General features: G+C 62.4%; 3 protein-coding genes. 1 reads left to right on the plus strand and 2 read right to left on the minus strand.

What is annotated here, in order from left to right; genetic code table 11:
• On the minus strand, positions 1-1557 hold a 1557-nt coding region (locus tag EOL86_12470; protein NCD26389.1), incomplete at its 3' end, for a trehalose-binding protein.
• Positions 1558-1788: 231 nt separating this feature from the next.
• On the opposite strand from EOL86_12470, the gene EOL86_12475 reads away from it, so the two are divergent.
• Positions 1789-3318, plus strand: a complete 1530-nt coding sequence (locus EOL86_12475; GenBank protein ID NCD26390.1) for a hypothetical protein — start codon at positions 1789-1791, stop codon at positions 3316-3318.
• 169 nt (positions 3319-3487) lie between these two features.
• On the opposite strand, the gene rfbC is transcribed toward EOL86_12475, so the two are convergent.
• A complete protein-coding gene (rfbC, locus tag EOL86_12480) occupies positions 3488-4036 on the minus strand; it encodes a dTDP-4-dehydrorhamnose 3,5-epimerase (GenBank protein ID NCD26391.1) in 549 nt (182 codons plus the stop codon).
• Between the last annotated feature and the right edge of the window lie 15 nt (positions 4037-4051).

The raw sequence follows: 4051 nt of genomic DNA on the forward strand, positions 1-4051 counted from the left end.
ACGGGCCAGGTCGCGCCGGGAGGGATGCAGGCCGGCCAGAAGCCGGGGCAGAAGCACGTCCAGGCTGGTGGTTTTGTGGAACAGGGCGCAGGCCGGCACTCCCAGGATCTGGGCTCCACCGATGCGCCCGATGAGGGTCATGGCTCCGGGCAGGACGGGGATGCCGTGCAGGGCGTCGGCCAGGCCCGCGTCTTTCAGGCCAGCGCGGGTCACGTCATCCGGGTCCACGGACAGGCCGGCCGTGGTCACGATGAGATCAGCGCCAGCGTCAAGCAGACGCCCCACGCCGGCGCGGATGGCCGCCCGGTCGTCCGGAACAACGGTCGAAGCCACGACGTCGGACCCGAGGTCGCGGACCTTGGCCGTGATCACGGCCGCGAATTTGTCCTCGATCAGGCCCTGAAAGACCTCGGTGCCCGTGACCAGAATGCCGACCCTGGCCTGGCGCAGGGGCAGAACGGTCAAAAGCGGCCCCTCGCCCAGGGCGGCCAGGGCCCGGCTGAAATCTTCCCGCGATAAAAACAGGGGAATGGCGCGGGTGCCGCCGACAAGACGGTCCGCTTCGACCAGGGCATTGTTTTGGCGCGTGGCGCACATGACCCTGGGGCTCAGGTTGAAGCGTTCCAGGGCATCCAGATCGACCTGGAGCAGGCCGGAACAGGTGGCCCGGAAATCGATCTTGCCCTCCTTGGGCGTGTCCGCGTGGGTGATGCCGGGTCCGGCCATGCGTCGGGCAAAGGCCAGGGCCGCTTCGTTTTCGTGGACAAAGGCACCGCTTGGCAGGTTTTCGTCCTGGACATAGACGGTGTTGCGCCCCATCTGCTGCAAGCGGCAGACGTCGCCGCCCGTGAAGGTTTGGCCGGCCCGGAATTCGGCCTCCTTGGATTGTCCGGGCACGACGCGGGTCATGTCGTGCAGGGCCGTCTTACCCACGGCCTCGGCCACGGGCACGCGCACTGGCTGGTAGGTGTCATCCATGACGGCACCTTCCTGGCTTTCGTAGGGCGCCTCGCCCTGGCAGCCCCGGCAGATGGCGCCGTCGCTGGTCGGGTAGGCCTCGCCGCAGATGGGGCAGCGGTCGATGCGGGACATGTGGGCGTGCCCCAGCAGCCGTTTGTGGACCGTGATTGTGGTCAGGGACAGGATGGTGTCGCCGGCATCCTCGATTTCCTGGAACAGGCGCGGCGTGTCCTGATCTTTTTTGGGAACAAGTTTCAGGAACCAGCCCTTGATCTGGGGCCAGTCTTCCAGTTTGTCCACGTCCACGCTGACCCGCACGCCCTCGCCGCTGAATTTGTCGTACAAGGATACGGCGTAGCGGCCCAGGTTGATGACCTTCATCCAGTTGTTGCCCGTGCTGCAGGGGGTCAACAGTTGCACCGCGTCGGGCAGGCATTTTCTGCTTTCGACCACGGCCTCGAACAAAATGTCCTTGGGCAGGGCGGCCCTGGCCATTTCGACCATGTAGCCGCCAATGAGCAGGCCGGGAGCGGGGTAGCCATGAAAGGCCGCCGCCATGTCTTTGAATTCCTGGAAAGTGTGGGGTCCGATGTTCATGTGTCTCCTCGGGAAATGGATATTTTTCGGGCGCGTTCCTAGCAGTCGCGGGGCCAAAAGAGAAGTATGTGAAAAGTGCGAATAGCCGTGCTCGGCGTTGTGCGGAGCAGCTTTTCGCGTTGGCTGACGGGTCTGGCGCGTGCCCCGTCCTTGAAGTCGGCGCCGCCGTGGGATAGCTTTTTGCCCGCGCCGAGATCGCGGTGAAACCAAAAATGCGCCCTGGAAGGAGATATGCCCATGTCTGTTGTTTTTTTGACGCCCAAAACCTCGGAGCAGGTGATCGACGCCCTGCTGGGTACATATTCCTGGAAGGATACGACCCTGACCTACAGTTTCCCTGGTGCCGATTCCTTGTGGTCGACGGATCCCGTTTATGGCTATGGCGATCCCAATGGAACGGGTGAGCCCTGGACGGGATGGTTCATGCCCCTTTCGTCGACCGAGGCCGCTTCTTTCCAGCAGATCCTGGCGCGTTGGAGCGAGGTCACGAACGTGGATTTCATTCCCGTCGAGGACTCCGACGAGGTGACGGGGATTATCCGCGTGGCCCGGACATATCTCGCGGAGGAAGGGGACGCGCACGCCTGGGCCTACTATCCCAGCGACGCGGACTGCGCCGGTGATGTGTGGATCAATATCCAGGAGGATTCAGGGACAACGCCCTGGGATAACGGGTCGTACGAATTTTTCGCGGTGATGCATGAAATGGGGCATGTCCTGGGGTTGAAACATCCATTCGAGGGGGACGTTGTCGTGCCCGCCAACCTGGACGCCCAGTCCTGGACGATCATGAGTTATTCCGCCCTGGCCGGCGATGAGGACAGTAGTTTCAGTTTTTATCCGACAACGCCGATGATTCTCGACATCGCGGCCGTGCAGTCCGTGTACGGTCCGAACATGGAATTTCACGCAGACGACACGACGTATGTGTTCACGGACGAACAAACCTATCACCAGACCATTTGGGACGCAGGAGGATCGGATACCCTGTGGTATCAGGGCAGCCTGGACGCGGCCCTGGATTTGCGCTGCCTGCATGGTTCGACCATCGGCCAGCCCGTGTTCGCCATGTCTCCGAATTCCCCGGAACAAACACGGGTGAATAATGTCTGGATCGCGCATGAAGCGGTCATCGAGCATGCCGTGGGTGGTATCGGAAATGACATTTTGGTTGGCAATGCCGTGAACAATTGGCTGGACGGTGGCGCTGGCCTGGACAGGGTGCAGGCTGACGGCGAGCGGGCGCGGTATCAGCTGGCTAATGCCGGTGACTCCTGGGTGTTGTCCGATACATGGGGTCAGGAGGGCATGGATTCCTTGGTGCGGGTGGAGCGCGTGCAGTTCACCGACGGTTGCGCCGCCCTGGATCTCGACGTTGGCGGCGCGGCCAGACAGGCCGCCTTGGTGCTTGGCGCCGTGGCCTACGACCTTCTCCAGGATCCGGCCGTGGTCGGCAACGTGCTTGGTTGGGTCGATGGCGGCATGAACGCGCGTCAGATTTTCGATATGGCCTTGGCTGGTGGAGAAATCCAGGTTCTGGCGGGGTCGGGCGACGATGCCGATCTGGTCCGCCTGGCCGCGCGCAATGTGCTGGGCCAGGAGCCGGCAGCGGAATTGGTTCAGGAGTTGCTGGAATTGCTGGCCGGACATGGCGGCAGCATGACCGCGGCGGATTTTTTGGTCATGGCCAGTGAACATCCCGCCAATTTGGAGCACGTGGCCATGCTGGGAATCCAGGATACGGGGCTTGTCTACGTGTAGCGACGGGCTGCGATCAAGAGCGCCATGGGCGCGACGCACAGGGCCCTTGGGCATGGCGTCGCGCTTTTTTTGCGCCCGGACGGATACTCGTGGCTAGCGCCCTGGCCCTTTTCACGCGGGTGTCCCCCGCGTTTTCAGGGCTGATTCGCGTTTTGAACAAAAAATGGAATCAGGCGAAAACCTCCGCGTCCACGAAGGGGGTTCCCTGCTTGTCCTTGTCCGAGACCACGGGTGTTTGGGACCACGGCCAGGTCACGCCAATGTCCGGATCGTTCCAGATGATGCAGCGTTCCGTTTCAGGAGCGTAGAAGTCCGTGGTTTTGTACAAAAATTCCGCGCTGTCGCTCAAGGTCACGAAGCCGTGGGCGAATCCGGGCGGAATCCAGAGCTGCTGCTTGTTCTCGGCGGACAGGGTGGCCCCGACCCAACGGCCAAACGTCGGCGAACTCTTGCGGATGTCCACGGCCACGTCAAAGACCTCGCCACTGACCACGCGCACCAGTTTGCCCTGGGCGTGGGGCGGTAGCTGGTAGTGCAGGCCGCGCAGCACGCCTTGGGAGGAGCGGGAGTGGTTGTCCTGGACAAAATCCGGATTCAGGCCCGTGGCTTCGGCGAATGTACGGGCATTGAAACTTTCGAAGAAAAAGCCGCGCGCGTCACCGAACACGCGGGGCGTGAACAAAACAACCTCGGGTATGGCCAAAGGGGTGGCGTTCATCGTTTGTCCTTGGGG

The sequence above is a fragment of the Deltaproteobacteria bacterium genome (assembly GCA_009930495.1).
Lineage (GTDB): Bacteria > Desulfobacterota > Desulfovibrionia > Desulfovibrionales > Desulfomicrobiaceae > Desulfomicrobium.